This is a genomic window from Mesorhizobium sp. M0292 (assembly GCF_040321695.1).
In the GTDB taxonomy this organism is placed as follows: Bacteria; Pseudomonadota; Alphaproteobacteria; order Rhizobiales; family Rhizobiaceae; genus Mesorhizobium.
Genome location: NZ_JAMYSB010000010.1, coordinates 78,818 through 104,630 on the forward strand (window position 1 = coordinate 78,818; position 25,813 = coordinate 104,630).

Sequence of the window (25,813 nt, forward strand, 5' to 3'; positions counted from 1 at the left end):
CTCTGTCAACCTATGTTGCGGGTGGCCTGCACGTCCGACCCGACATAGGCGATGCGCAGCATGTTGGTCGAACCCGGCGTCCTCAGCGGCACGCCCGCCGTGATGATGACGCGGTCGCCCGGCTGACCGAACCCCTCTTCGAAAGCGATGCGGCAGGCGCGGTCGACCATGTCGTCGAGGTCGCTGGCGTCGGGCGAGACGACGCAATGCGTGCCCCACAAGAGCGACAGCCGCCGCGCCGTGTTGAGGATCGGCGACAGCGCGATGATCGGCACTTGCGGCCGCTCGCGCGCGGCGCGCAGGCCCGTGGTGCCCGACGCCGTATAGGTGATGATCGCCGACAGTTTCAGCGTCTCCGCAATCTCGCGGGCGGCGAGCGAAATGGCGTCGGCGCCGGTTGCTTCCGGTTCCGAGCGCTGCGCGTTGATGATGCCGGCATAGGTCGGGTCGGTCTCGACCTTGGTGGCGATGCGGTTCATCATCGCCACCGCCTCGACCGGATAGGCGCCGGCAGCGGATTCGGCTGAAAGCATGATGGCGTCGGCGCCCTCGAACACGGCGATCGACACGTCGGACACCTCGGCGCGGGTCGGCACCGGCGCGGTGATCATCGATTCCAGCATCTGCGTGGCGACCACCACCGGCTTGCCGGCGCGGCGCGCGGCGCGCGTGATCTGCTTCTGGATGCCGGGCACCGCTTCCAGCGGCATTTCCACACCGAGATCGCCGCGGGCGACCATCAGCGCGTCGGAGAGTTCGATGATTTCGGCCAGCCGGGCGACGGCCTGCGGCTTTTCAATCTTGGCCATGATCAGTGCCCGGCCGCGCGCGATCTTGCGGGCTTCCGCCAAATCCTCTGGCCGCTGCACGAAGGACAGCGCCACCCAGTCGACGCTTTCCGCCAGCACCGCATCGAGGTCCTTGCGGTCCTTTTCGGTCAGCGCACCGACCGGCAGGTCGGTGTCGGGCAGGCTGACGCCCTTCTTGTCGGAAATGGTGGTGCCGGCGACGACGGTGCAGGTGATAGACTTGCCGTCGCTCTTCACCGCCCTGAGCTCCAGCTTGCCGTCATCGATCAACAGACGGTGGCCGGCCTCGACCGAGCTCAGGATTTCGGGATGCGGCAGGTAGACCCGGGTCGACGTGCCGGGCTCGGGATTGTTGTCGAGGGTGAAGGTCTGGCCCGGCGTCAGAACCTCCTTGCCGTTGGCGAACTTGCCGACGCGCAGCTTCGGTCCCTGCAAATCGGCCAGGATGCCGATCGGACGGCCGACCTTTTCCTCGACCGCGCGGATGCGGCCGACCAGCGTGCGCATCAGCTCGTGATCGGTGTGGCTCATATTGATGCGGAAGACATCGGCGCCGGCTTCGAACAGCTTCTGCAGCATCTCCTCGGACGAGGAGGCAGGACCGATGGTGGCGAGGATCTTGACCTTGCGGCTACGTCTCATTGACTGTTTGTTCCCGGGGCGGCTGGAGCGCCTCCCGTTGTGGACTCATCGGTCAGCTGGACCATCCAGCTTGCCTGCTCGCCCGTGTCATATTCCTGGAATCCGGCGCGCTGGAAGCCCCGGGCGACGCAATCGGTAACGCCGGCAATCTTGAATTCTTTTTCGGCCACGCACATGTTGATCGGGCCATCCCAGCGCCCGCCGCGCTCGGCGTCTTCTGCATAAAGATAGTAAAACCTCGATGACAGCGGACCTTCGATCAGCGTCTTGCAGCTCGATCCTTCGATGTGCCACCACCCCTCGGTGATCCAGCCTGCCTTGGCGCGGTAGCCGATGCCGACGCCGACCAGGTTCTGCGTGGCGTTGCAGACGCGGAAATCGGCGCGGGCGGGCGAAGCCGCGACCAGCGCGGTGAGCCCTAGCGTCAGGGTCAGGAGCTGCACGGCAAAGGCGGTGCGCGCACGCGGCCTGCCGGCGGAACCCATCCCGAAACCCCTCAATAACGTCATCTGCATCTCTCAACGCCCCTTTTCGGAAAAGTCCGGGCGCATGTCAACGCGCCGTTCTGTCCAATTCCAATCGATTTAGAAAGGCCCCCGACACGCGATACGCCGCGCGTCACAGGATTTTCGCAGGAACCGTGGCCAAACAACGGCATTGCGCAACCGTCCTCTTCGTGGGAATGACGATACCACCCTCCCCGGAAGCCAGCGAACAGACCTTTCCAGCCAATGACCCGATCCACAGTTTTCGCGCCTTTCGATATCGTCGAAGGCGACCGCAAGCGAGGCATCGTGCTTGTCGCCGACCATGCCCGCCGCGACCTGCCGGAGGAGTATGGCAGTCTCGGCTTGCCGGCGGCGGAACTCGATCGCCATATCGCCTACGACATCGGTGTCGAGACGGTGACGCGCGAACTGGCCGCAGCGCTCGACGTGCCGGCGGTGATCGCCAATTTTTCGCGGCTGCTGATCGATCCCAATCGCGGCGAGGACGACCCGACGCTGATCCGCCAGCTCTATGACGGCACTGTCGTGCCGGGAAACTACCCTATGGCGCCGCAAGAACGCGAAAGGCGGCTCGACGGCTTCTACCGGCCTTATCAGGACGCGGTCGGCGCCATGATCGCGTCGGTGGCGCACGCCTCAGGCAAAGCGCCGTTCATCTTCTCCGTACACTCCTTCACCCCTGTCATGCAGGGCTTCATCCGCCCTTGGCATGTCGGCATATTGTGGGACCTCGACGACCGCGTGGCGCGGCCGCTGATCGACATGCTGGCGCAGGATAAAAACCTCGTCGTCGGCGACAATGAACCCTATGACGGCGCGTTGCGCGGCGACACCATGTTCAAGCACGCCATCGTCAACGGCTTTGCCCATGCGCTGATCGAGATCCGCCAGGACCTGATATCAGACCGCAAGGGGGCGCTGGCCTGGACGGAACGGCTGGCGCCGATCGTTGACGCCATCGACCGCCGTCCCGATATACATCAGGTGAAGATGTTCGGCTCGCGCACCGGGCCGCTGTGAGGATCCAAGGCAATGACCGAACTCAGCGATGACCAGAAACGCGATTTCGAGGCCGCGGCCTTCCGCCGGCTGGTCGATCATCTGCGCGAGCGCAGCGATGTGCAAAACATCGACCTGATGAACCTCGCCGGCTTCTGCCGCAACTGCCTGTCGAACTGGTATCGCGAAGCGGCCGAGGCTGAGGGCGTCGATCTCGGCAAGGATCAGTCGCGCGAAATCGTCTACGGCATGCCCTATGCGCAATGGCAGGCGCTGAACCAGACCGAGGCTTCGGACGCCAAGAAAGCGGAGTTCGAGGCAAGACGGCCGAGGGATCACTGAAGTAGCGCGCGGTTCACAGGATTGACGTCGGCGGGACAGCGCCTAACGGTTTCCCCTTAGATGTGGCCCACAAGCTTTTCGCAGCCAAGCGCTTGACGAGAAATTGAATCGATCTAATTTGCCGCGCAAAGCCATTCCTTGACCGGATTCGGGCCATGAACGCGCAAGACACCATGCAGAGAGCCATTCGCGGGCGATGGGCCGTAGCAGCGATATTCCTCGCCAACGGCTTCCTGACCGGCAGCTGGGCGCCGCAGATTCCGGTGTTCCTGACCCGGCTCGACATCTCGAAATTCACCCTCGGTCTGCTGATCCTTCTGTTCGGCGTCGGCGCGGTCGCGGCCATGAGCTGGTGCGGCCATCTGATCTCCAGGCATGGCTCGCGCACCGTGTTGCGCTGGTTCGGCCTGTGCGGCAGCCTCGGCCTGCTGGTCGTGGCGCTGGCGCCCAACGTCCCGCTGGCGGCGATCGCCATGATCATCTTCGGCGGCTCGATCGGCGGCATGGATGTCGCCATGAACGCCAATGCGGTGGTGGTCGAGCGCCGGCTCTCCCGCGCCATCATGTCGTCGTCGCACGGCTTCTGGAGCCTCGGCGGTTTCGCCGGCGGCGGTCTGGGCGGTTACGCCATCCAGACTTACGGCCACCTCGCCCATGCGGCTGTAGTCACGGTCATTGCTTTTGCCGTCATTGCCGTGGCGGTCGGCTACCTCATCGCCGAGCACAAGCCGCATGCCGCCGAACATCACAAATTTGCGCTGCCGGCCAACCCGCTGGTCTATCTTGTCGGGCTCATGGCGCTGCTGACGATGATTTCCGAGGGCGCCGTGCTCGACTGGGCAGCGCTTTATCTCAGGCAGGAGCTCGGCGCCGACCTCGCCATCGCCGGCCTTGCCTACGCCGCCTTCTCCGGCGTCATGGCTGTCATGCGCTTTTTCGGTGACGGCGTGCGCAACCGCTTCGGCGCGGTGGCCACGCTGCGCGGCTCTGCCGTCGTCGCCGCCGCCGGCATGCTGGTCGCCGGCCTGTCGCCATCGCCCTGGATCGCCATCGCGGCTTTTGCCCTCTGCGGCTTCGGCATCGCCAATATGGTGCCGATCATCTTCTCGGCCGGCGGCAACCAGGAAGGCATGTCGTCGGGCACCGGCATGAGCGTGGTCACCACCATGGGCTATTCCGGTATATTGGTGGCGCCGTCGGCGATCGGCTTCGTCGCCGAGCATTCGAGCTTCGGCCCGATCTTCGTCGCCATGTCGGCGCTGCTGATCGTCGTGCTGTTGATGGCCGGGCTCGCTCACCGCGCCGAATTCGCGGCCGCCCCCGCCGAATAGCGCTTCAGCTCCTCATAGAGGAAATCCGCGACGCGGCGGATGCGCACGCTGGTGCGCACGTCGCGATGCATGGCCAGCCACACCGGCAGGCTGGGCAATGGCAGGCCGGGCAGGAGTTTCTCCAGCAACGGGTCGCTGCCGGCCAGCGGCTCCTGGCCGAGACCGACGCCGTTTCCCGCCCGCAGCGCTTCCCACAGAACGATCTGGTTGTCGGCCCTGAAGCGGAAGCTGCTCCGGGTGACGGGGATGCCGGCCTGGGTAAAGCCCCGGATCATCTCGTCGCTGCGGTCGAAGCCGATCAGCGGATGGTCGAGAAGGTCGGCGGGCTTGAGCGGGCGGCCGTGCCAGTCGAGATAGGATTTCGCCGCGCAGCAGCAGAGTTTGATATCGCAGACCTTGCGCGCCGTCAGCTCGTTCTGCGCCGGCTTGACCATGCGGATGGCGATATCGGCATCCCTTCGCAGCAGGTTCTCGACCTGGTTCGAGGCGACGATCTCGACCTCGATGCCGGGCTCCTCGATGCCGAGCCGCGCCGTCATCCTCGGCAGCACATAGGCCGCCACCACCTCGCTGGCCGCAATGCGCACCGTGCCTTCGATCGCCTCGACCGAGCCCAATGCCAATAGTGAGAACGCGCTCGCCTGCTCGCTCACGGCCTTGCCGCGTTCGAACAGCGTGGCGCCTGCTTCCGTCAGCGCATAGCCGCGCCGCCCGCGCCGGAACAAGGTGACGCCCAACGCCTGTTCGAGCTCACCGATGTGACGCCCGAGCGTCGGTTGGCTGGCCGACAGTTTGCGCGCCGCGGCCGACAGGCTGCCGGTCTCCGCCACGGTGACGAAACTCTTGATCAGGTTCCAGTCGATGTCTTCCATTCATTTATGAATAACAAATCTGCATCCATAGTCAATTTTCATTCGCGTATGAACGCATCATATTCACCGTGCAAACACAGACACGGAGAAGAAAAATGACCAAGATCGCAATTCTAGGCGCCAATGGCCGGCTCGGCCGCGTGGTTGGCAAAGCCTTCATCGACGCCGGCTTCGATGTCCGCGCCGTCACCCGCACCGGCAAGGTCCCGGCCGAACTCAAGGGCGCCACCGCCGTCGCCGGCGATGCGCTCGACCGCGAGGCGCTGATCCGCGCCACGCAGGGTGTCGACATCATCTTCAACGGTCTCAACCCGATCTACACCGATTGGAGCAAATGCCTGCCGATGGCGGAGAACGTCATGGCCGCCTGCCATGCCAATGGCGCGCTGCATCTCTTCCCCGGCACTGTCTACAATTACGGCTCGCCGATGCCTCAACTCGTCACCGAAGACACGCCGTTCCGCCCGACGACCGAGAAGGGCCGCATCCGCTGCGCCATGGAAGCGCTGTTTCGCCGCGAGGCCGATGCCGGCCGCGTCCGCACCATCATCCTGCGCGCCGGCGATTTCTTCGGCGGCACCGGCAGCGGATCATGGTTCGACCTCGTCGTCACCGCCAAGATGAGCAACGGTGTCTACACCGCGCCCGGCCCTGCCAACCTCGTGCATGAATGGGCCTATTTGCCGGACTTCGCCATCGGCTTCGTCGGCCTGGCGCGTAATCAGGGCAAGCTCGGCTTCTTTGAGGCGCTCAACTTCCCCGGCCACGCCGTCACCGACATGGACATAAAGGCCGCGGCCGAGAAAGCGTTGGGACATCCGCTGAAGCTGACCTTCATGCCTTGGTGGGTGCTGCGCGCCGGCAGCCCGTTCGTGGCGATGTGGCGCGAGATCGTCTCGATGTCCTATCTGCGCTTCGAACCGCACCGGCTCGTGTCCGACCGGCTGGAAGGCATCATCGGCGAAGTCCCGCACACGCCGCTGGACGAGGCCGTGGCCGAGGCATTGAAGGACATCGGCATCAGCCTCGACAATGCAAAAGACGCCGCTTGAATGCATGTCGGCCAGAAGTGTGCGCGGTTCTGGGACAGCGACATGCATCAAAACAAAGACTTTAGACAAAAATCTCTCTCGCAGTGCTGGCCCAATCGCTGGAAATCAGCAACCGGATGGTCATTATGAGGAGACTGTTTATAACGGTCGGCGAGATCACCATCACCAAGGGGAGACGATGCGTTACATACGTCCGCTTTCAATCGAAGACGCCGTTGGCCTGCTGGCCGACGCTTCCGGCACATCAGCCATTCTCGCTGGAGGCAGTGACCTCCTCGTTCGGATGAAGGGCGGGTTTGTCGATCCCGACCTGATCGTCGACATCAAGGCGATCGAGGGCTTGAGCGAGATCAGGGAGACGGCCGACGGCTTCAGCATCGGCGCCACCGTCCCCTGCGTCGTCCTGGGCGAGAGCTCGGTTCTGAAGAAGGCCTGGCCCGGTGTCGTCGAAGCGTCGAAGCTGATCGGCTCGAAACAGGTCCAGGGCCGCTGCACCATCGTTGGCAATCTGTGCAACGCCTCGCCGGCCGCCGACAGCGTCCCGGCCTTGGTGGCCGCCGCCGCAAAGGCCGTGGTTGCCGGTCCCTCGGGCAAGCGCACCATTCCGGTCGAGGCTGTGCCGATCGGGCCTGGCAAGACCTCGCTCACCAAGGGTGAGATCGTCGAGGCGATCCTGCTCGACAAGCGCGCGCCGCGTTCGGGCGACGCCTATCTCAGATTCATTCCGCGCACCGAGATGGACATCGCGGTGGTGAGCGCCGGCGTGAACCTGACGCTCGACGAGCATGGTGTCATAACAGCCGCCCGCGTCGCGCTGGGCGCCGCGGCCCCGACCGTGCTTCTGGTGGAAGAAGCAGCCGAGGCACTCATCGGCAGGAAGCTGGACGAGGCGGCACTTGAGCGGCTCGCCAAGATCTGCGCTGGGGCCTGCCGCCCCATCGACGACAAGCGCGGTACCATCGAGTTCAGACGAAAAGTTGCGGGCGTGCTGGCCGGACGGGCCGCGACGACCGCCTACGCACGCGCAGGAGGCAAATGATGGCCGGTGTAGCAGTTTCAACGACAATCAACGGCGATCACGTCGAATACCTTTGCCAGCCCGACGAGACGTTGCTCGACGTCCTGCGCGATCGGCTCGGCCTGACCGGCGCCAAGGAAGGCTGCGGCACGGGCGACTGCGGCGCCTGCTCGATCATTCTCGACAATCGGCTGGTCTGCTCCTGCCTTGTGCTTGGCGCTGAAGCCGAAGGCCGGCATATCGAGACCGTCGAAGGCATGGCGCATGGCGATCAGTTGCATCCGCTGCAGCAGAAATTCCTCGAACACGCAGCCTTGCAATGCGGCATCTGCACGCCGGGCTTCCTGATCGCGGCGAAGGACCTCCTGGCCAAGAACCCCGATCCGACCGAGGAAGAAATCCGCTTCGGCCTCGCCGGAAACCTCTGCCGCTGCACCGGCTACGACAAGATCGTGCGCGCGGTGCAGGATGCGGCCAACGTGATGAAGGGAGCACACGCATGAACTTCGATCCACGCTTTTCGGGCCGCAAATTCTCATCCGTCGGCACGCGGCCTATCCGTCCCGACGGCGTCGACAAGGTGACCGGACGCGCCCGCTACGGCGCCGACTTCAACATGGCTGGACAGCTGGTCGGGCGTGTTCTGCGCAGCCCGCACGCCCACGCGAAAATCCTCAAGATCGACACCTCGAAGGCGGAAAAGCTCCCCGGCGTGAAAGCGGTGATCACCGCCGCCGACCTGCCCGACCTCACCGATGGCGATGCCGCCATGTATGACGTCCTCGACAATTGCATGGCGCGCGGCAAGGCGCTCTATGACGGCCACGCGGTGGCCGCGGTCGCGGCCGTCGATGCCCGCACGGCAAGGCAGGCGCTGAAGCTGATCGAGGTCGAGTACGAGCTGTTGCCGCATGTCACCGATGTCGACGAGGCGATGAAGCACACCGCGCCGTTGATCAACGACACGATCTTCACCGAGGGTCTCGAGGAAAAGCCGGCAAAGCCGTCCAACGTCACCAAGCGCAGCCAGTTTGGCCATGGCGATGTCCATCAAGGCTTTGGCCACGCCGATGTCATCGTCGAGCGCTCCTTCAAGACCGAGCAGACGCACCAGGGCTATATCGAGCCGCATGCCTGCGTGGCGAGCGTCTCGTCCGACGGCACCGCCGACCTATGGGTCTGCACGCAGGGCCATTTCGTCTACCGCCAGCATTGCGCGCAACTGCTCGGGCTGGAAGCCTCCAAGCTGCGCGTCACCTCGTCTGAAATCGGCGGCGGCTTCGGCGGCAAGACCCACGTCTGGGCCGAACCGGTGGCGCTGGCGCTGTCGCGCAAGGCCGGTCGGCCGGTGAAGCTCGTCATGACTCGCGACGAGGTGTTCCGCGCCTCGGGTCCGACCAGCGCCACCTCGATCGACGTCAAGATCGGCGCCCGCAAGGACGGCACCATCACCGCCGCCGAAGCGACACTGCGCTACACCAGCGGCCCCTATGCCGGCGCCTGGGCCGAGATCGGCGCCATGACAGCCTTCGCCTGCTACAAGCTCGACAACGTCCAGACGGTCGGCTTCGAAGTGCTGGTCAACCGGCCGAAGACCGCGGCCTATCGCGCGCCATCCGCTCCTATGGCGGCGTTCGCGGTGGAAAGTGCAGTCGACGAGTTGGCCAAGGAGCTCGGCATGGACCCGGTCGAGTTCCGCATCAAGAACGCCGCGCAGGAAGGCACCCGCTCCTCCTACGGTCCGGTCTACGGCCCGATCGGCATCGGCCCGACGCTGGAGGCGGCCAAGCACCATCCGCACATGAAGGCCCCGCTGGGCAAGAACCAGGGCCGCGGCATGGCCTGCGGCTTCTGGTTCAACTTCGGTGGCCAGACCTGCGTGGACCTGAACATCGGCATGGACGGCTCGGTGTCGCTGGCCGTCGGCACGGTGGATGTCGGTGGTTCGCGCGCGTCGCTGTCGCTGGTGGCGGCGGAGGAGCTGGGCATCGACTATGCCCAGCTCAAGGCGGTGGTCGCCGACACGTCCTCGCTCGGCTACAACGACATGACCGACGGCAGCCGCGGCACCTTCTCGTCCTCGATGGCGACCATCTCGGCCGCCCGCAACGCGATCAAGATCCTGCGTGAGCGCGCCGCCCAGACGTGGGACATCCCCGTCGACGACGTGGTCTGGGAAAACGGCCACGCCATCGCCAAGGGCGAGAAGTACGGCAATCTTGCAGCCCTGTCGCTGAAGGAGATCGCCGCCGCTTCCGGCAAGACCGGCGGGCCGATCGCCGGCCACAGCGAACTCGTCGCCGACGGCGCAGGCGTCTCCTTCGCCACCCATATATGCGACATCGAGGTCGACCCCGATACCGGCTCGACCAGGGTGATCCGCTACACGGTGATCCAGGATGCCGGCAAGGCGGTGCACCCGACCTATGTCGAGGGCCAGTACCAGGGCGGTGCGGCGCAAGGCATCGGCTGGGCGCTCAACGAGGAGTATATCTACGGCAAGGACGGGCGTCTCCAGAACGCCGGCTTCCTCGACTACCGCATCCCGGTCTGCTCGGACCTGCCGATGATCGACACGCAGATCCTCGAGATACCCAACCCCAACCACCCCTATGGCGTGCGCGGCGTCGGCGAAACCTCGATCGTCCCGCCGCTGGCGGCGATCGCCAACGCCGTCTCCAACGCCGCCGGCGTGCGCATGACCCACATCCCGATGTCGCCGCCAAGGGTTCTCGCCGCGATCGAGGCGGAACGGGGAGGCTGATGGGGCGATTAACGGTTCACGGCAGGGTCTAATGACGGTCCTTCACTAGATGGTCGAAGTGACGCTCTGGGGCGCGCTGGGCCAGCTCGCCGGCGGCCAGAGCAAGGTCGAGGTCGAGGCCAAGGACATAAGGGAGCTGTTCAGGAAACTGGCTGAACAGTATCCCGGCATCGAGCCCTGGATCGAGAAGGGCATCGCGGTGGCCATCGACGGGACGATCTATCGCGATACGTGGTCGAAGGAACTGCCGCCGGGGGCGGAGATTTTTCTGCTGCCGCGGCTGGCTGGGGGGTGAAGTGGGGTGTCGCCCTACGTCCCAGAGCGGACCGGCATCCTCGGTCTGCGAACTTCAAGTGCAATGTCGGTCCTCGCCTAGATGCCAGTTTTGCTGACCGCGTCTTATCGGCGGCGGGTTGGCCAACAATCCAGAGAACCTGATCCGCTGGATTACTATCGGCAAGGGACATCAGTCCGCACACGGCTCTGAAGTGACTCGAGCGGGTCACCGTTTGACGGACAACACCGGCCCCTTTCTGGAGAGGCCGGCTATCGTTGATCCAGGATCATCAAGCTAGGTTTGGCGCTGAGACGTATCGGAAATTCGTTCGCGCACGGCATGCTCGGTCTTGTCTGCTGTGGACTTCACGATCTCGCCGAGCTGATCGGCTATCGTGTCTGCTTCCATATCTTGCCGGCCAGCTTCCTGCTTGATGGTCTCATAGGCGTCGGCGGCGACCTGCTTGGCCTCATCGAGGCCCCTGTCGAGCAAAGTTTCGGCGGAATCGCGAAGCTTGTCGCCATAGGCGCCTAGTTGCTCGTCCTCCGTTGCGGTATGGGGCAGCATTGCACCTATAGCGGCGCCGATGGCGAGACCGACGGCCGCTACGGCCAAGGGTTGATCCTCCAACAGATCTTGCGCGGAGCGGCTGGCTTTCGCCGCCATGTCCCCAGTCGTCGAGCTTGCATTGGCAGCGCTTCCCGTCAGACTCGCCGCAGCGGCTCTTGCGGTGCTCGATATGGTGTCGCCGGCGCTGGCAGCGCTCGAGGAGAGCGATTCCGCGGCATCGGAGAGCGTGCCGCCCAAGCCGCCGCGCTCCCCTGCTACATCATGTTGTCCCGGCGCTGAAGGCAATCGGTAGTCATCCGAACGTTGGGTGGTGTTTGAGGTACCGCTGCCGAACATCAGCCAGGCCAGACCTGCGCCCACCATGGTGACCGGCAAAGGATTGTCTCGGACCTGCGTTCTGAGATTGCTGAGCATGGCCGCGCTCTCCCCTCCCGAGAACAGCCCGGTGAACTCATCCAGCAATTGTCCAGGCGTCATCTTGCCTCGAATGGATTCGGCGGTCTCCATCACCCGAGCGCGAGCCGCCTCGGCCTCGCGTTCAAGTTCGGCTGCGGATTTCTCGTTCATCTCACCTGTTCCTTAATCGCGCTCGCGTCGCGCTTGAGCTGTCCCTGGGTCCGGTCGGGGGTAAGTTCCGAAGGCGCCATGCTGGCCGTCCCGGTCCGCAGCAGGATGACGCCGAGGACCGCCACGACCACACCGACCAGCAGGGAAGACCACCCCGCGCCAAGCCCTGCCCGCGTCAGTGCGATAATGAGCGCCTGCAGCAACACCAAGAGCGCGGCGAGCAGGCAAATCGCGCCGCCCAGCACTTCCGCGGCACCTGCTCCGGCTTTGGTAAGCTTTTCAGAGAGCTCGGCCCGAAACAGCCTCGCCTCGGTTTGCACCAGAGTGGTGACATTCTGGGCCAAATCGGTGACTAGCCCGGCAAGGCTGGGATTGTCCTGGTTATTCATCTGTCCTGCTCCGCGATCTGCGTGGCGCCATCATCGCCGACCACGCCAAAATCTTGTGGACGATCAGCGGACCAACCCTGTGGCTGATCGGTGTGTGATCTGAGGCCTCCCGGAGCGGCCTCAGAATCGGGCCTTGCCGACGGAGAAGCCTTGATGAACCGCCCGAGAGCCAATCCGGCCAACACCGATCCCGCAAGCAGGACACCGGGATTTTGCCGGCCGAAGGACTGCACGTCATCAAGGACTTGGCTAAAGGGCTTCTGTTTCAAGGACGATGAAAGCCGCTCAAGGCCACTGGCAGCATCCAAAGCGAATTTCGATGCGTTCCTTTCATCGTTGCTGGCAAGGTGATCGCTGGCCGCTCGCAGTGCACCACCCAACGCCGCCAAGCTCGATCCGATGTCGCGCTGCGCCTCCTCCGCCTTGTCGGAGATGACCTGCGTGGCTTCAGATGCATAGTCGCCAGCCTTACGGGTCACCTCGTCCCGCGCGTCGTGAAGCAACTCGCTGGCACGCTCATTTTCCTGGCGAAGTCTGTCGGAGACGTCGCTTTTCGCCTTGTCGAAATCGGTGGGCTGTCCGCCCTGATCGTTCTCATGCTGCATGAGGCCACCTAGTGAAAACCGAGGAAGGAGAGGACCGCGAGCACGACAACGATAAGGCCGATAAGATAGATGACACTGTTCATGTGCACGTCCTCCGTAGCTTTCCAACTTCGACGAACCTGCGATGTTCCGTAAGTGAGAGCATTTATCTCAGCCGAAACGAAGAGCTTCGTCAGGCACGCACCCAGTCACCAGTGAGTTGCCCTGTCCCTCGTGCGGAGCGCCAGTTGCTCCGTACGAACGGGCGCGCCCGACCCTGCGGGAACGAGTGCCGGCTGCCTCCTCTATTGCAATCTTTGCCTATTCGGCGACCCCGCCTCGGCGTACCGGCGACCAAGGAGAACTCTCCCTTGCCAACAATTGATGGTCCATCGCTCCAACGGCCCCGCGCTGGTTCGGCACCTTCGACGAAGCAATGATGAAGGCATAGGATACGGCTTGAGGCGCAAAGCGGCCTGTCATGCATGCCTGAGCTAGGCTACTGGCGAACGCGTCTCCAAGGCCAAGTCTCTACTTTGCAGAACGCCTCCCTACGCCCCCAGCGTCGGCTCCGTGTTCACCTCCAGCGCCTCTTCCGCTTCATCCTCTTCACCCAGCACCTCGCCATGAACCCCCAGCGGCCGCCCGATCCAGATCGGATCGACCAGATGGTCGCGCTTGGGGTTGGTGGTGTTGGGGTGGATGAGGATGCTGAGGCCGCCATGGTTCAGCATCAGCCAGGGAACCAGCGATGCGAAGATCTCGGTGGCGAAGGAGACCTGGTACATGGCCTGCTCGTGCGGGCCGACCGGCTCGTCGCGCCAGTTGCCCAGTCGCACGCGGAAGCGTTCGCCGATGCGCAGACGCAGCCATTCGGCCTGCTGCCGTTCGGCTTGCCCGTCATAGTAGATGTGGGCGTGATAGCTGGCGATCTCGGCGAGCGGCCTGGGCGGGCTGGCGGTGTTCACCTTGATGGCTCCCTCGCTGATTGTCGTGCCGGCAGCGTATACGCAAGGGTGCGGGGTGGCCAAGGGGGCACAGCGTGTGCTCGTCATCTCGATTTCGGGCCAATCGCATTGGGAGCTCCCCCACTCCGTCTCGGCTTCGCCCAGCCACCTCTACCCCCACATTCGTGGGGGAGAGGAAATGCTAATCGCCGAGGTCGCTGCCTTGAAAAGCTTGGCATTTCCTCTCCCCCATCGACATGGGGGAGAGGTGGCCGCGAAGCGGTCGGAGTGGGGGCTGGCACCGCCGTATGCCTATTGCCGGCACTTCGTGGGGCGAGGAAACGCTAATCTCCGATATCTCAGGCTCCGATCAAACCCTGCCCATCAGCACCAGGATCAGCAGCACCACCAGCACAAGGCCGACGATGCCCGAGGGGCCATAGCCCCAGGAGCGCGAATGCGGCCAGGCCGGGACGGCGCCGATCAGGATCAGGATCAAGACAATGATGAGGATGGTGCTGACGGTCATTAAGAGTCCCTCGCCTTGCTGGTCGGATACGAGGGGACAATGCAAAAGGCCGCCCGGTTGTTCCGGGCGGCCTTTTGTCCGACTGGTCGAATGCAGCTATTCCGCGGCTTTCGGGAAGGCGATTGCCGGTTCGTCGAGCGGGCTGGGCCCCACGGGTGCATCCCGTTTCTTGTCGCGGCCGAACAGCCGGCGGAAGAACGCGTAGAAGCGGCTGTTCTTGCTGCGCGTGAAGATCATCAGCATGGACGGCGTCACCACCAGCGTCAGCAGCGTGGCGAAGGACAGGCCGAAGACGATGGCCGAGGACAGCGAAATCCACCATTGCGTCGACGGCGCGTTGATCGTCGTCTCGTGATGGAAGATTTCAAGGCCGAGGCCAAAGGCGATTGGCAGCACGCCAAGGATGGCCGAGACCGCCGTCAGCACCACCGGACGGGCACGTTCGCGGCAGGTCTGCAGCACCGCCTCCATCTTGTCCCAGCCCTCTTCGCGCAGCCGGTCATAGGTGTCGATCAAGACGATGTTGTTGTTCACCACCACGCCGGCCAGCGCGATGACGCCGATGCCCGACATGACGATGCCGAAGGCTTCGCCGGTCAGCAGCAGCCCCAGGAACACACCGATCGTCGCCATGACCACGCAGGACAGCACCAGAAGCACGCTGGTGAACTTGTTGAACTGCATCAGCAGCACCAGGAAGATCAGGAAGATCGCCGCGCCGAAGGCCTTGCCGAGGAAGGCGCTGGCTTCGGCGCTGTCCTCGTTCGACCCCGCCAGCTTCCAGCGTATGCCGCTGTCGAGCTTCATGTCGGTGACCGCCTTGGTCACCTCCGCCTGCACCGCCGCAACCTGGTTACCGGCGGCGACGTTGGCCTGGACGACCACTGTGCGGGCGCCGTCGATGCGGTTGAGGATGCCGACGGTCGGCTCCGGCTTGCGCACGACGAAGTTCGAGATCGGCACCGAGCCTTGCGCGGTCTGCACCCGGAGCTCGTCGAGCGTCGATAGCGTGCGCCGGTCTTCGGGCAGGCGCAGGCGGATATCGACGGCATCGTCGGCGCCGGCCGGCCGGTACTCGGACAGCTTCAACCCATTGGTCACCAATTGCACCACGGTGCCGACGGCGGTCGGGCTGATGCCGTACTGCGCCGCCTTGGCGCGGTCGACCTCGAGCGCCCAGTCCACGCCGGGCGGCGGCAGGCCGTCGGATACGTCGATGACACCGGGCACCTTGGCAATGCGCGCCGCAACGTCGCGGGCCTGGTCGTCGAGCCCCTTGGGATCGATGGCCGAAAGCCGCAGCTGCACCGCCTTGCCCGTGGGAGGACCGGCCTCCGGCACGCGCACCTCGACATCGACGCCGGGAATGCCGGCCATGACGGTGCGCAGCTCATCCAGGATATTGTTCGCCGATTTGCGCTCGCGCCAGTCGATGAACTCATACTGGATGACGCCGACGACGTCCTCCGGCACGTCCTGTCCGCCGCCCTGCGTCTTGCCGACGCGGGTGTAGACCGATTTGACGCCAGGCCAGCCGAGCAGCCGGTTCTCGGCGATCCTGGTTGCCGTATCCATTTCGGCCAGCGAGAGATTGCCGCGGGCGTGCACATAGAGCAGGCCATAATCGGGCTCGACGCTGGGGAAGAACTCGACGCCCGCGCCATATTTCGAATAGGCGAAGCCGACGCCGGTGAGCAGCACGGCGGTGAGCACCAGCACGGTGATGGGGAAGCGCACCGCCTGCTTGACCAGCGCCATGTACCAGCCGTCGTGATTGTGTTCCTCGTGATGCTCCGGCGCCTTGGCGAAGAGCGCGCCCAGCGTCGGCGCGAACACCAGCGCATAAAGCATCGAGGCCGACAGCGTGACGATCAGCGTGATCGGCATGTATTTCATGAAGTCGCCGATGATGCCGGGCCAGAACAGCAGCGGCGAAAACGCCGCGATGCGCGTCATCGTCGCGGCGATGACGGGGCCGGCCATGCGCTTGGCGGCCAGCGTGAAGGCTTCCGCCTTCGGCATGCCTTCGCCCATGCGCCGCTCGGCGAATTCGGTGACGATGATGGCGTCGTCGACCAGCATGCCGACCGCCAGGATAAGGCTGAACAGCACGATCATGTTGATGGTGTAGCCCATCATCGCCAAGAGCAGGATGCCGATCAGGAACGATGACGGAATGGCAAGCCCGATCAGCAGCGAGGCGCGGCCCGACAGCGCATAGAGGATGACGATGAACACCAGGATGACGGCGATCATCACGTGGTTCTGCAGATCGCCCAACAGCTGGTTGACGAAGACCGACTTGTCCTGCGTGTAGGTGATGTTCATGCCTTCCGGCATGGTCTTGACGTAGGCGTCGGACACTTCCCGCACCTTGGCCAGCGTGTCGATCAGATTGGCGCCGATGCGCTTCTTGACTTCGATGGCGATGGCCGGCTTGCCGTTGAGGCGGGTGATGGTCTCGGCGTCGGCGAAGGTCGAACGCACCGTGGCGATGTCCTTCGCCTGCACGACGGCATTGGGGCCGGCGACCACCGGCAAGGACGCGACATCCTCGGGTGTCTCGATCAGCGACGGCACCTTGACCGCGTATTTGCCTTCCGAACCCTCGATGTTGCCGGCGGCGACCAGGCTGTTGGAAGCGCCGACGGCGCCGATCAGCTGGTCGAGCTGCAGCCCGTAGGACGACAGCTTCATCGGGTCGATGACGACCTCGACAAGATCGTCGCGCGCGCCCTGCAGCGAGCCTTCGAGAACGCCGGGAACTTCCTCGATGCGGTCGCGCAATTCGCGCGCGGCAGCCGTCAGCACGCGCTCGGGCAATTCGCCCGACAACGTCACCACCAGCACGGGGAATTCGGAGATGTTGACTTCGGTGACGACGGGTTCTTCGGCCGCCTGCGGCAGGTCGGCCTTGCCGTCCTGCACCTTGGAGCGCGTGTCCTGAAGTGCTGTCGCCAGATTGGTCTGCGGCTGGAACTCGACCAGCACATAGCCGCCGCCCTGGAAGGCGGCCGAGCGCATTTCCTTGAGGCCCTTGAGGCTCTTCAGCTTGCTTTCCATCGGCCGCAGCAGAAGGCGCTCGGAATCCTCAGGCGAAATGCCCTGATAGATCAGGCTGACATACATCATCGGAATCGGAACGTCGGGTTCCGCTTCCTTCGGTGTCGACTGATAGGCGACCCAGCCCGCCAGCAGCAGGAAGACCAGCACCGCAATGGTCAGCCGGGCATTGTTGATCGCGAGTTTGACGATATCCATGGCCTGTTCTCAAGATTTCAGGAGCCGCATTGCGGCCGGTTGCCCGTCCGGGGCCACCCGGCGCTACTGCGTTGTCGCTTCGCCCAACAGTTTCTGGATGGTCGCCTGGTCGGCCTCGACCGGATTGACGACGTCGCCTTCCTTGACGAGCTCCTGGCCGGCGACGATGACGCGGGCATCGGCGGGAATGCCGCCAAGCACGAGGCCCTTCGGCGAGTCGTCAACGAGGTCGATCGGGAAGAACACCACCTTGTTGTCCTTGTTGACGGCACGGATGCCGAGATCGCCCTTGTCGCCCAGCGTCACCACGGAGCGCGGCAACATGACGGCATCGGTCGGCTGCGCGCTGAGCGAAATCTCGGCCGTCATGCCCGCCGGCACGGAGCCATCGGCATTGGGCACGGCGATCTCGACGCGGAAGGTTCGGGTGGCCGACGAGGCGTCGCGGCTGATGTAGCGCACCGTGCCTTCGACGGTCTGGCCGCTGACCAGCCGGACAGTGGCCTTGTCGCCGAGCTTGAGATAGCCGAGGTCGCGTTCGCTGACTTCGCCGCGCGCAATCACCGGATCGAGCTTGAGGATGGTTGCCACCTCGCCGCCCTGCATGACGGAACTGCCGAGCTCCACCGGCACCCGGTCGATGACGCCGTCGAAGGGCGCCTTGACCAGATTGCGGTCGAGCTCGGCCTGCGCCGTTTCCAGCTGCGACTGCGCAGCGGTCAGGTTCGAACGCGCCGTGTCGAGCTGTAGCTTGGGCAGATTGCCGGTCTTCATGAGCCGCAGCGATGCGTCGAGTTCAGCCTGGCGCTGCACGACGAGCTGCTTGGCATTGTCGACCATCGAGATCTTTTCTTCCGCCGCAAGCATCAGCACCAGATCGCCGGTCTTGACGTGATCGCCCTGCTTGACCGGCAGCTTTTCGATGACGCCGGCGACACGCGTCGCCAGCACGGCGCGCTTGTCGGCCTCGGTCAGCCCGGAAATGCGGATGGCGCGGGCATAGGTCTTGCGCGGCGGCGTCACCACCGCGACGGTGCGCAGCGGCGCCTTCGGTTCGGCCTCGGCGGTCTTGGTTGCATCCGGTGCCTTGGCCTGATCGCCCGGCTTGGCCTGATCGCCTGCCTTGCCAGCACCTTCGACAGCGGCGCTGCCGACGGACGAGAACGCGCCTGTTCCCATCCAGGCGGCGAAGCCGATGAGCACGACAATAGCGGCAAGCTTGTGAAACCTGATCTTCGGCATCATTGTTTTTCCACTGCGGGGTTCGGCCAAGTCGTTATCCAACAGGAGTCCGTCGTCTAACAGCTACCGTGTCTTCCAACTCGGGCGCGTCGCCGATATGGGTGCGCGCCAGGCCGTGTTCAATTTGCCGTGAACGGCGAAGCCGCGCTTCTACATCAAAGTTGCATCGCAATACAGTCGAAAAGTTGCAGGAACATTGTGCCAGGCGATGTAGTGTGGCCAACGAAAAACGGTTTTATCGGCGCCCCGTCAGGCGGCGGAACCACACTCTCCGAACCATACGGATGTTGGAGGCGCTTTGTTTTCAAGGCGTTTTGAGCACTGACACCCCCCTGTGCCCGCACTAGTTTTTGACGCTCAAATGTGGGCGCCACCTGCGTAGCCACTGAGTGAATGGCAGCAGGCGTCAGTATGATTTTGTATACCGTCACACGCAACGATTGTTCCGGGACGGAAAGTCATCGGCGCTACTCCGATTTTCCGAACACTTCGCTGATCGTCTTGATCGATCCGGGCGGACTCAGGCCCGCCGGCGTTCCGCCTCCGGCTTCTTGCGGGCGGCGAGAAATTCCTTCACCCGCCGTCCCGGTGCCGGCCCGCGCACCGGTTTGAAGCCGTCATCGAGTTCGCCGGAAAGATCGAGCGTCGGCCGCTTGCCGACGGCGTCGTAATTCTCCTCCAGCCAGTCGCTCGCCGCTATGCGGCCAAGGTCGCGCAAATAGGTCAAAAAAGCCCATTCGGCGTTGACCTTGGATGACGCCGACAGATCCTTGAACGCTTCGTCGGCATCGATGCGGTGCATGCGGATGTCGCGGTATTCGCCAGGCGGCAGCCGGCCGGCGGCGATCAGCTCCTTGACGAAGGCGATCGAGCGGAATTCGTTCAGCAGCCCGGCATTGAAGGTGATCTCGTCGATGCGGTTCTGGATTTCGTTGGCGCTTTTCGGCGTGCCCTCGCGCACCACCGGATTGATCTGCACCAGCAGCACATCCTCCGTCGCCGCCGTCTTGAAGAACGGAAACAGCGCCGGATTGCCGCCATAGCCGCCATCCCAATAGGGCACGCCCTTGATCTCGACGGCGCGGAACAATTGCGGCAGGCAGGCCGAGGCCATCACCGTGTCGAGGTCGATCTCGCCATCGGAAAAGACGCGCAGCTGGCCGGTCTCGACATTGGTCGCCGAAATGAACAGCTCCATTGACTTGCAGGCGTGAACATTTTTGAAATCGATCTCCTGCTCGACCACGTCGCGCAGCGGGTTCAAGCCCAGCGGATTGGCGACATAGGGCGAAAACACTCGCGACATGGTGTCGAAGAAGAAATAGCCGGGCGTGTTCTCGATCGACCAGTTGCCCCAGGCGACGTCCCACGGCATGCGCTGCACCGGGCTGAAGCGGCCCTTGGCCGCCACCGCGCGCCAGAAATCGTCGAGCTTTTGCCGTGCACCCTCGACGCCGGCGCGCACAAACCCATCGGCCAGCGCCACCGCATTCATGGCGCCGGCGCTGGTGCCGGACACGGCTGAAATGTCGAGCCTGCCATCCTCCAGCAGCCGGTCGAGTACGCCCCAGGAGAAAGCCCCGTGCGAGCCGCCTCCCTGCAGCGCAATGTTGATCTTTTTCGTTTCCTCCGCCTTGCCGTTTTTGGTCATGGCGTTCCTGTTCGGTTTGGTCGCTGCTGCCTCATTCCCGGAAATCGGGCGGGTTCGACGTCAGCGGACTTATATTGCAGTGCAGCATATAAGGGATGACCAAGGCAGAACACGAACACGGTCGCGTGATCACACGAAATTTTGGTCATGAGAGAATGGCGTCTCACCGCCGAGGTCTTCGCCCTACGAATACCCCCACCCTTAATCCCTCCCCCACAAGGGGGAGGAGACTTGGTAGGCGCCGATCGCAACAAATCGCCGACGTTTCGTCATAAAGGGATGGCGCGCGGCAGCTTCCCTCCCCCTTGTGGGGTCCGAAGGACGGGCGAGACCCGTGGCTCGCCCCGGCAGGCTAGGGTGGGGGTCCTCTTCGCAAAAATCTGTCCTTGGAGCCTCAGGCAACAAGCTTCGGCACCGGCCCGATATAGCGCGACTGCGGCCGGATCAGCCGCCCCGTGGTCTGCTGTTCGCGCGCATGCGCGATCCAGCCGGCGACACGTCCGGCGGCAAAGACATTGCTGAACGCCTGTGGTGGAAAGCCAGCCGCCTCAAGCACAAGCGCTGTGTAGAACTCGACATTGGTCTGCAACGAGTGCTGCGGCTTGGCGGTCCGCAACACCTCGAGCGCCGTGTGCTCGACCTGTTCGGCGAAGGCCAGCCGGCGGCCGGTCTCGCCCTCGCTGCCGAGCTGCCGCACCACCCCCTTCAGCACATCGGCGCGCGGATCGCGCACGCGGTAGATGCGATGGCCGAAACCCATGATGCGCTCGCCATGCGCGACCTTCTCGCGCAGCCAACCGGCCGCGTCGCCATGCGCCTGGATTGCATCGAGCATCTCGATCACCGGGCCGGGCGCGCCGCCGTGCAGCGGCCCCTTGAGCGCGCCGAGCCCGGCCAGCACCGACGATGTCAGCCCTGCCAGCGTCGATGCGACGACGCGGGTGGCGAAGGTCGAGGCGTTGAGGCCGTGATCGCAGACGGTGACCAGATAGGTGTCGAGTGCCCTTGCCAGCGCCGGCGACGGGACGGATCCCTCGAGCATCCTCAGCATGTCGGCGGCATGATCGGCCTTCGCGTCAGGTGCGATCGGCTGCTCGCCACGCGCCAGGCGCAGCAGAGCCGGCGTCAGCACAGCGGGCGCCGCGATCAGCCGCAAGGCGTCCGTCGGTGTCTCGCCATCCGGCAGCAGCGCCATGCCGGCGCGCATGGCGCTATAGATCTCAAGCGGTGCGAGCAGCGGCAGCGAGGGCGCAAGCCGCTCGAACACCTCGACGCGAGCCTTGCCCAGCCTCGCTGCCAGTTCGGCATCGCCGGGAAGGCCGTCGAAGAAGCCGTCGAGCAACAGGCGAACCACTTGCGCATAGAGCCAGCGTCCCGCCAATTCCGGCAGCGAATGACCGCGGATCGTCAGGCGGCCGCCAAGGCCATCGACATCGGAGAGCACGGTCTCCGCCGCCACCACATCATCGAGCCCGTTCGCCATATCTCATCTCCTTGCAGCTTTTCTGCATGGGAGATAAGGGTTAGGCTGCGCGTCGATCAATCTTGATCAATATAATCAATGTATGGGCTAAAAATGTCCGAATGGCTGTCGCGGGAAGAGGCGCTGGAAAGGCTCAAGGTCCGGTCACAGACGCTCTACGCCTATGTCAGCCGTGGCCGCATCGGCATGCGGCCGGATGAGAGCGACCCGCGCCGCAGCCAGTACCGCGCCGACGACATCGCGGCATTGGCGACCCGCCGGGCACGCGGCCGCAGTCCCTCGGCCATCGCCGAGAGCGCGATCGCCTGGGGCGAACCCTCGATCGCAACAGCAATTTCGACCGTTGTGCACGGGCGCCTCATCTACCGAGGGCAAGACGCCGTTGCGCTCTCCAAAGCGGCGACGCTGGAGGAAACCGCTGCTGTGCTCTGGGCCTCGCCTGAACCGGTGGCTTTCAAAGCTCCGTCATCTGAAGCGCCTCATCCAGTCGGCCGCGCCTCGGCCTTTGCGCAGCTTGCCATGCTTGCCGGCCACGGGCGGCCTTCGCTAGGACGCAGCGCCGCCTCGCTGTGCACCGAGGCCGCGCGCACAGTCGGAGCGCTGGCGCAGTCGCTGGGCGCTGAAGCCGGCACAGCGCCCGTCCATAAGCGCCTGGCGCAGGGCTGGTCGGTGGATGATGCCGGCGCGGAAGCGATCCGCTGCGCCCTCGTCCTGCTCGCCGATCATGAACTCAACGCATCGACCTTCGCCGCCCGCGTCGCAGCGTCCACAGGCGCCTCGCCTGCCGCATGCCTGCTGGCCGGCCTGGCAACGCTGTCCGGCCCGCGCCACGGTGGCGCCGGCGAAGCGGTGATGCAACTGGCTGAAGATGCAGCAGCCCACGGCGCGGATGCGGCGATCCGGCGCTGGCTCGGCCATGATCGGCCCTTGCCGGCGTTCGGCCATCCGCTCTATCCCGACGGCGATCCCCGTGCCACCGCACTTCTGGAAGTCATCCCTGTCGACGAGACGCTGCAACAGCTGCAAAAAGCCGCCATGGCGGCGGTCGGTGCCCAGCCCAACATCGACTTCGCCTTGGCCGCTCTGACGCGCGGCCTTGGCTTGCCGCGCGATGCACCGTTCCAGCTGTTTGCGCTCGGACGCAGTGTCGGCTGGGCCGCGCATATGGTCGAACAGATCATTAGCGGCAGCATCATCAGGCCGCGTGGCCGCTATGAGGGACGCGTGACTTAAGCCGACCTGGCCGTGTTCCCGAACCGCGCACGGTACGCGACGGGCGTCGTGGCGAACTGCTGACGAAAATGATGCCGCAGCGTGCCTGCCGCGCCAAAGCCGGCAGTCTCGGCAATCCGTTCGATCGGCATGGCGGTGTCTTCCAGCAGCGTGCGCGCCCGCGAAAGCCGTTCCGACAGCAGCCAGCGCGCCGGCGTGACGCCGGTTGCGGTCGCGAACCGGCGCAGGAACGTCCGCTCGCTCATACCGGCAAGCTCGGCCAAGATGGCGACGGGATAGTCGGCGGCAATATCGGCGCGCATCCTGTCGATCAACGGTCCAAGCCGGCTGCGCTCATGTGGCTCGGGAACGGAACTTTCGACATACTGCGCCTGGCCGCCATCGCGATGCGGCGGCACCACCAGACGCCGCGCCACCATGTTTGCAGCCTTGGTGCCGAAGTCGCGCCGCACCAGATGCAGGCAGAGGTCGATGCCTGCGGCACTGCCTGCCGATGTCAGCACATTGCCCTCATCGATGTACAAAACGTCCGGAATCACGGTGATGTCGGGGTACATCTCCGTCAGCTTCTCGCTGTAGCGCCAGTGCGTCGTCGCTCTTTTGCCCGCAAGCAGGCCGGCCGCCGCAAGCACGAACACGCCCGAACAGATCGAAAGAATGCGAGCGCCGCGCTCGCTCGCCTTCCGCAGCGCCTCGATCAGCGCCGGCGGCACCGGAGCCTCCGTTCCGCGCCATCCCGGTACGATCACCGTGCCGGCCTGGCCGATCAGATCGATCCCGCCGTCGGCAACAATACGCACGCCGCCCAGCGCGCGCATTTCACCGCCATCGATTCCGGCAACGGCAAAACGGTACCAATCCTCACCCATTTCCGGCCGGGGCAAGGCGAAGATCTCAACCGCCACGCCAAACTCGAACGTGCACAGCCCGTCATAGGCAACGGCAACGACAAGAGAGTTGGCAGGGCGCGGATTGGCAGAGGATGGCATGATCTTGACGATATATGGCAAAGCTGCCAGCTGCAATCGCCCTGCTTCCTGTCTTATCTCTCCGTCGCATCAGCAATGGAGATACGAGGATGAGCCACGTGACAGACATTCCGGCGGCATCGCCGGATATCGCCCGCGACCATTTTCTGCGCCGGCTTTCCGTCGAGACCGACTGTTCCGACGTCGCCGCCGCACTGCGTGCCGGGGAGCCGGACTTTGTTCTCCTGCATGTGGTCGGGTCGCCGGAAGCCTATGGAAGCCGCCATGTGCCGGGCGCGCTGCATCTGCCGCACCGCGAAATATCGGCCGAGCGGATGGTGCAATGGCCCGAAAAGACGCTGTTCGTCGTCTATTGCGCGGGACCGCATTGCAATGGCGCGGATCAGGCGGCCTTCAAGCTGGCCAGCCTCGGTCGTCCCGTGAAGATCATGATCGGCGGCATAACCGGTTGGCAGGACGAGGACCTTCCTTTCGCTTCAGGCAAGGAGCCCGGTGTCTTGCACGCGTGAGGCCACGCGAAATGGTCGGCCTTGAAGACTGGGCAAGCATGCAGAAGGCCATGGTTAGAATTCGTCCATTCGAGCGCCAGGATGTCGGTGCGGTGCTCGCCCTCATGCGGGCGCTAGCTGTCTTCGAGGGTTATGACGACAAGCTTCGCGTCACCGAAGCGAACCTCCTCGAGCACGGGCTGGGACCATCGCCCCGGTTCGGCGTGTTGGTGGCGGAGCGAGAGGGCGTGATCGTCGGCATCGCCGTCCACTACCTCATCCCCTGGACCTACGACCTGAAGCCGGTTGTCTGGCTGAAGGAACTCTACGTCACTGAAGCGACGCGCGGGATGGGGGTCGGCCATGCGCTTGTTGAACAGCTTCGCCAACACGCTTTGAGCATTGGCGCCTCCGCCATCAAATGGACGGTGCTGAAATCCAACTCGCCGGCCAAAGCCTTCTACCGCTCGCTCGACGGCCAGCCCGACGATATCTGGGAACCGTGGCAGCTGAAAATCGACCCGTAAAAGCCGCCTCACCAAACTGAGGGCGGTCGACCATGCGGCGGTCGCTTACGACATGGTGTCAAGCTTGCGCTGCATGGCCGCGATCTGTTGCTTCAGTTCCTGAAGGTCGTCGCCGCTCTTTTCCGCGACGTCCTTGCGGGCCGGCTCGGGTGCAGCCGCGGCCGCAGCATTTGTGGCGGCGGTCGGGAAGGGCGTGAACAGGCGCATCGCGTTCTGGAACATTTCCATGTTGCGGCGTGTCTGCTCTTCCAGCGCCTTGATCGGCGTGGCGATCTTCATCACATCCAGCGGCGACTTGCCGATCGCGCCCTTCATCTGCTCGCGGAACCGCTCCTGTTCCTTGGAGAAGGCCATCATCGACTGTTCGAGGAAGCTCGGCACGATCTGCTGCATCTGGTCGCCATAGAAAGCGATCAGCTGGCGCAGGAACGGGATCGGCAGCATGTTCTGCCCATCCTTGTTCTCCAGTTCGAAGATGATCTGCGTCAGCACCGGATGGGTAATGTCGTCACCGGTCTTGGCGTCCTGGACGGTGAACTCCTCGCCCTTCTTGACCATCTCGGCCAGATCCTCGAGCGTGACATAGGTGCTGGTGCCGGTGTTGTAGAGCCGGCGATTGGCATATTTCTTGATAATGATAGGGTCGTCTTTCGCGGCCATCAGCATCCTCCCGGGACACCGGCGCGCCTGAGTAAGCCGCCGGTAACGATTGCGCCATTTTTAAGGATATGCGCAAAA

25 protein-coding genes are annotated in these 25,813 nt (G+C 64.2%); 11 read left to right on the forward strand and 14 right to left on the reverse strand.

What is annotated here, in order from left to right:
* Window positions 1-5: 5 nt before the first annotated feature.
* Window positions 6-1,451, reverse strand: a complete 1,446-nt coding sequence (gene pyk, locus NKI96_RS17285) for a pyruvate kinase (protein WP_023673117.1) — start codon at window positions 1,449-1,451, stop codon at window positions 6-8.
* On the reverse strand, window positions 1,448-1,936 hold the full coding sequence (locus tag NKI96_RS17290; RefSeq protein ID WP_023693637.1) for a DUF1036 domain-containing protein: 489 nt from the start codon (window positions 1,934-1,936) through the stop codon (window positions 1,448-1,450). Before NKI96_RS17290 ends, pyk begins: the two co-directional genes overlap by 4 nt.
* Window positions 1,937-2,182: 246 nt before the next feature.
* Between NKI96_RS17290 and NKI96_RS17295 the strand changes: the two genes are divergently transcribed.
* The 3 genes from NKI96_RS17295 (at window position 2,183) to NKI96_RS17305 (ending at window position 4,632) form a co-directional block, all read left to right on the forward strand.
* A complete protein-coding gene (locus tag NKI96_RS17295; RefSeq protein WP_023806504.1) occupies window positions 2,183-2,980 on the forward strand; it encodes an N-formylglutamate amidohydrolase in 798 nt (265 codons plus the stop codon).
* A 12-nt stretch (window positions 2,981-2,992) separates the two neighbouring features.
* Entirely contained in the window at window positions 2,993-3,301 is a 309-nt protein-coding gene (locus NKI96_RS17300) for a DUF1244 domain-containing protein (RefSeq protein WP_023673120.1), read from the forward strand.
* A 155-nt stretch (window positions 3,302-3,456) separates the two neighbouring features.
* Window positions 3,457-4,632 (forward strand): MFS transporter, encoded by a 1,176-nt coding sequence (locus tag NKI96_RS17305; protein WP_352805339.1) that lies wholly within the window; start codon window positions 3,457-3,459, stop codon window positions 4,630-4,632.
* Here NKI96_RS17305 and NKI96_RS17310 read toward each other — a convergent pair.
* Entirely contained in the window at window positions 4,596-5,504 is a 909-nt protein-coding gene (locus NKI96_RS17310; RefSeq protein ID WP_352805342.1) for a LysR family transcriptional regulator, read from the reverse strand. The genes NKI96_RS17305 and NKI96_RS17310 overlap by 37 nt on opposite strands.
* A 95-nt stretch (window positions 5,505-5,599) precedes the next feature.
* On the opposite strand from NKI96_RS17310, the gene NKI96_RS17315 reads away from it, so the two are divergent.
* The 5 genes from NKI96_RS17315 (at window position 5,600) to NKI96_RS17335 (ending at window position 10,633) form a co-directional block, all read left to right on the forward strand.
* Window positions 5,600-6,556, forward strand: a complete 957-nt coding sequence (locus tag NKI96_RS17315) for an SDR family oxidoreductase (protein WP_352805345.1) — start codon at window positions 5,600-5,602, stop codon at window positions 6,554-6,556.
* A gap of 178 nt (window positions 6,557-6,734) precedes the next feature.
* Window positions 6,735-7,595: an FAD binding domain-containing protein gene (locus NKI96_RS17320; protein ID WP_352805348.1), complete on the forward strand. Its 861-nt coding sequence runs from the start codon at window positions 6,735-6,737 to the stop codon at window positions 7,593-7,595.
* On the forward strand, window positions 7,595-8,077 hold the full coding sequence (locus NKI96_RS17325; protein ID WP_023684040.1) for a (2Fe-2S)-binding protein: 483 nt from the start codon (window positions 7,595-7,597) through the stop codon (window positions 8,075-8,077). The genes NKI96_RS17320 and NKI96_RS17325 overlap by 1 nt, the downstream gene beginning before the upstream one ends.
* Entirely contained in the window at window positions 8,074-10,338 is a 2,265-nt protein-coding gene (locus NKI96_RS17330; protein ID WP_352805351.1) for a xanthine dehydrogenase family protein molybdopterin-binding subunit, read from the forward strand. Before NKI96_RS17325 ends, NKI96_RS17330 begins: the two co-directional genes overlap by 4 nt.
* A gap of 49 nt (window positions 10,339-10,387) precedes the next feature.
* On the forward strand, window positions 10,388-10,633 hold the full coding sequence (locus NKI96_RS17335; RefSeq protein WP_023684042.1) for a MoaD/ThiS family protein: 246 nt from the start codon (window positions 10,388-10,390) through the stop codon (window positions 10,631-10,633).
* Between the two features lie 276 nt (window positions 10,634-10,909).
* Here NKI96_RS17335 and NKI96_RS17340 read toward each other — a convergent pair whose 3' ends face one another.
* From NKI96_RS17340 to NKI96_RS17380, 9 genes are all read right to left on the reverse strand, one after another.
* Entirely contained in the window at window positions 10,910-11,692 is a 783-nt protein-coding gene (locus NKI96_RS17340; protein WP_352805354.1) for a hypothetical protein, read from the reverse strand.
* A gap of 56 nt (window positions 11,693-11,748) precedes the next feature.
* Complete coding sequence (locus NKI96_RS17345) at window positions 11,749-12,141, reverse strand: phage holin family protein (protein WP_023693628.1); 393 nt, start codon at window positions 12,139-12,141, stop codon at window positions 11,749-11,751.
* Entirely contained in the window at window positions 12,138-12,746 is a 609-nt protein-coding gene (locus tag NKI96_RS17350) for a hypothetical protein (RefSeq protein ID WP_023822303.1), read from the reverse strand. Before NKI96_RS17350 ends, NKI96_RS17345 begins: the two co-directional genes overlap by 4 nt.
* A gap of 530 nt (window positions 12,747-13,276) precedes the next feature.
* On the reverse strand, window positions 13,277-13,693 hold the full coding sequence (locus tag NKI96_RS17355) for a DOPA 4,5-dioxygenase family protein (protein ID WP_155921658.1): 417 nt from the start codon (window positions 13,691-13,693) through the stop codon (window positions 13,277-13,279).
* Between the two features lie 349 nt (window positions 13,694-14,042).
* Window positions 14,043-14,201: a DUF3309 family protein gene (locus NKI96_RS17360; protein WP_023822305.1), complete on the reverse strand. Its 159-nt coding sequence runs from the start codon at window positions 14,199-14,201 to the stop codon at window positions 14,043-14,045.
* 96 nt (window positions 14,202-14,297) lie between these two features.
* The gene (locus NKI96_RS17365; RefSeq protein ID WP_352805358.1) at window positions 14,298-17,462 is read right to left on the reverse strand and encodes an efflux RND transporter permease subunit; all 3,165 of its coding nucleotides are present in this window, start codon (window positions 17,460-17,462) and stop codon (window positions 14,298-14,300) included.
* 63 nt (window positions 17,463-17,525) lie between these two features.
* A complete protein-coding gene (locus NKI96_RS17370; RefSeq protein ID WP_352805439.1) occupies window positions 17,526-18,704 on the reverse strand; it encodes an efflux RND transporter periplasmic adaptor subunit in 1,179 nt (392 codons plus the stop codon).
* Window positions 18,705-19,224: 520 nt separating this feature from the next.
* Entirely contained in the window at window positions 19,225-20,355 is a 1,131-nt protein-coding gene (locus NKI96_RS17375) for a patatin-like phospholipase family protein (RefSeq protein ID WP_031355707.1), read from the reverse strand.
* Window positions 20,356-20,749: 394 nt separating this feature from the next.
* Complete coding sequence (locus NKI96_RS17380; protein ID WP_352805361.1) at window positions 20,750-21,838, reverse strand: citrate synthase/methylcitrate synthase; 1,089 nt, start codon at window positions 21,836-21,838, stop codon at window positions 20,750-20,752.
* 93 nt (window positions 21,839-21,931) lie between these two features.
* Between NKI96_RS17380 and NKI96_RS17385 the strand changes: the two genes are divergently transcribed.
* Window positions 21,932-23,071: a citrate synthase gene (locus NKI96_RS17385; RefSeq protein ID WP_352805364.1), complete on the forward strand. Its 1,140-nt coding sequence runs from the start codon at window positions 21,932-21,934 to the stop codon at window positions 23,069-23,071.
* Here the strand turns inward: NKI96_RS17385 and ftrA are convergent.
* On the reverse strand, window positions 23,068-24,060 hold the full coding sequence (gene ftrA, locus NKI96_RS17390) for a transcriptional regulator FtrA (protein ID WP_502900272.1): 993 nt from the start codon (window positions 24,058-24,060) through the stop codon (window positions 23,068-23,070). The genes NKI96_RS17385 and ftrA overlap by 4 nt on opposite strands.
* Before the next feature lie 89 nt (window positions 24,061-24,149).
* On the opposite strand from ftrA, the gene NKI96_RS17395 reads away from it, so the two are divergent.
* A complete protein-coding gene (locus NKI96_RS17395) occupies window positions 24,150-24,569 on the forward strand; it encodes a rhodanese-like domain-containing protein (protein WP_352760923.1) in 420 nt (139 codons plus the stop codon).
* Between the two features lie 50 nt (window positions 24,570-24,619).
* Window positions 24,620-25,075 (forward strand): GNAT family N-acetyltransferase, encoded by a 456-nt coding sequence (locus NKI96_RS17400; RefSeq protein WP_352444922.1) that lies wholly within the window; start codon window positions 24,620-24,622, stop codon window positions 25,073-25,075.
* 45 nt (window positions 25,076-25,120) lie between these two features.
* Here the strand turns inward: NKI96_RS17400 and phaR are convergent, their stop codons facing one another.
* Window positions 25,121-25,735 (reverse strand): polyhydroxyalkanoate synthesis repressor PhaR, encoded by a 615-nt coding sequence (gene phaR, locus NKI96_RS17405; RefSeq protein ID WP_023731809.1) that lies wholly within the window; start codon window positions 25,733-25,735, stop codon window positions 25,121-25,123.
* Window positions 25,736-25,813: the final 78 nt, after the last annotated feature.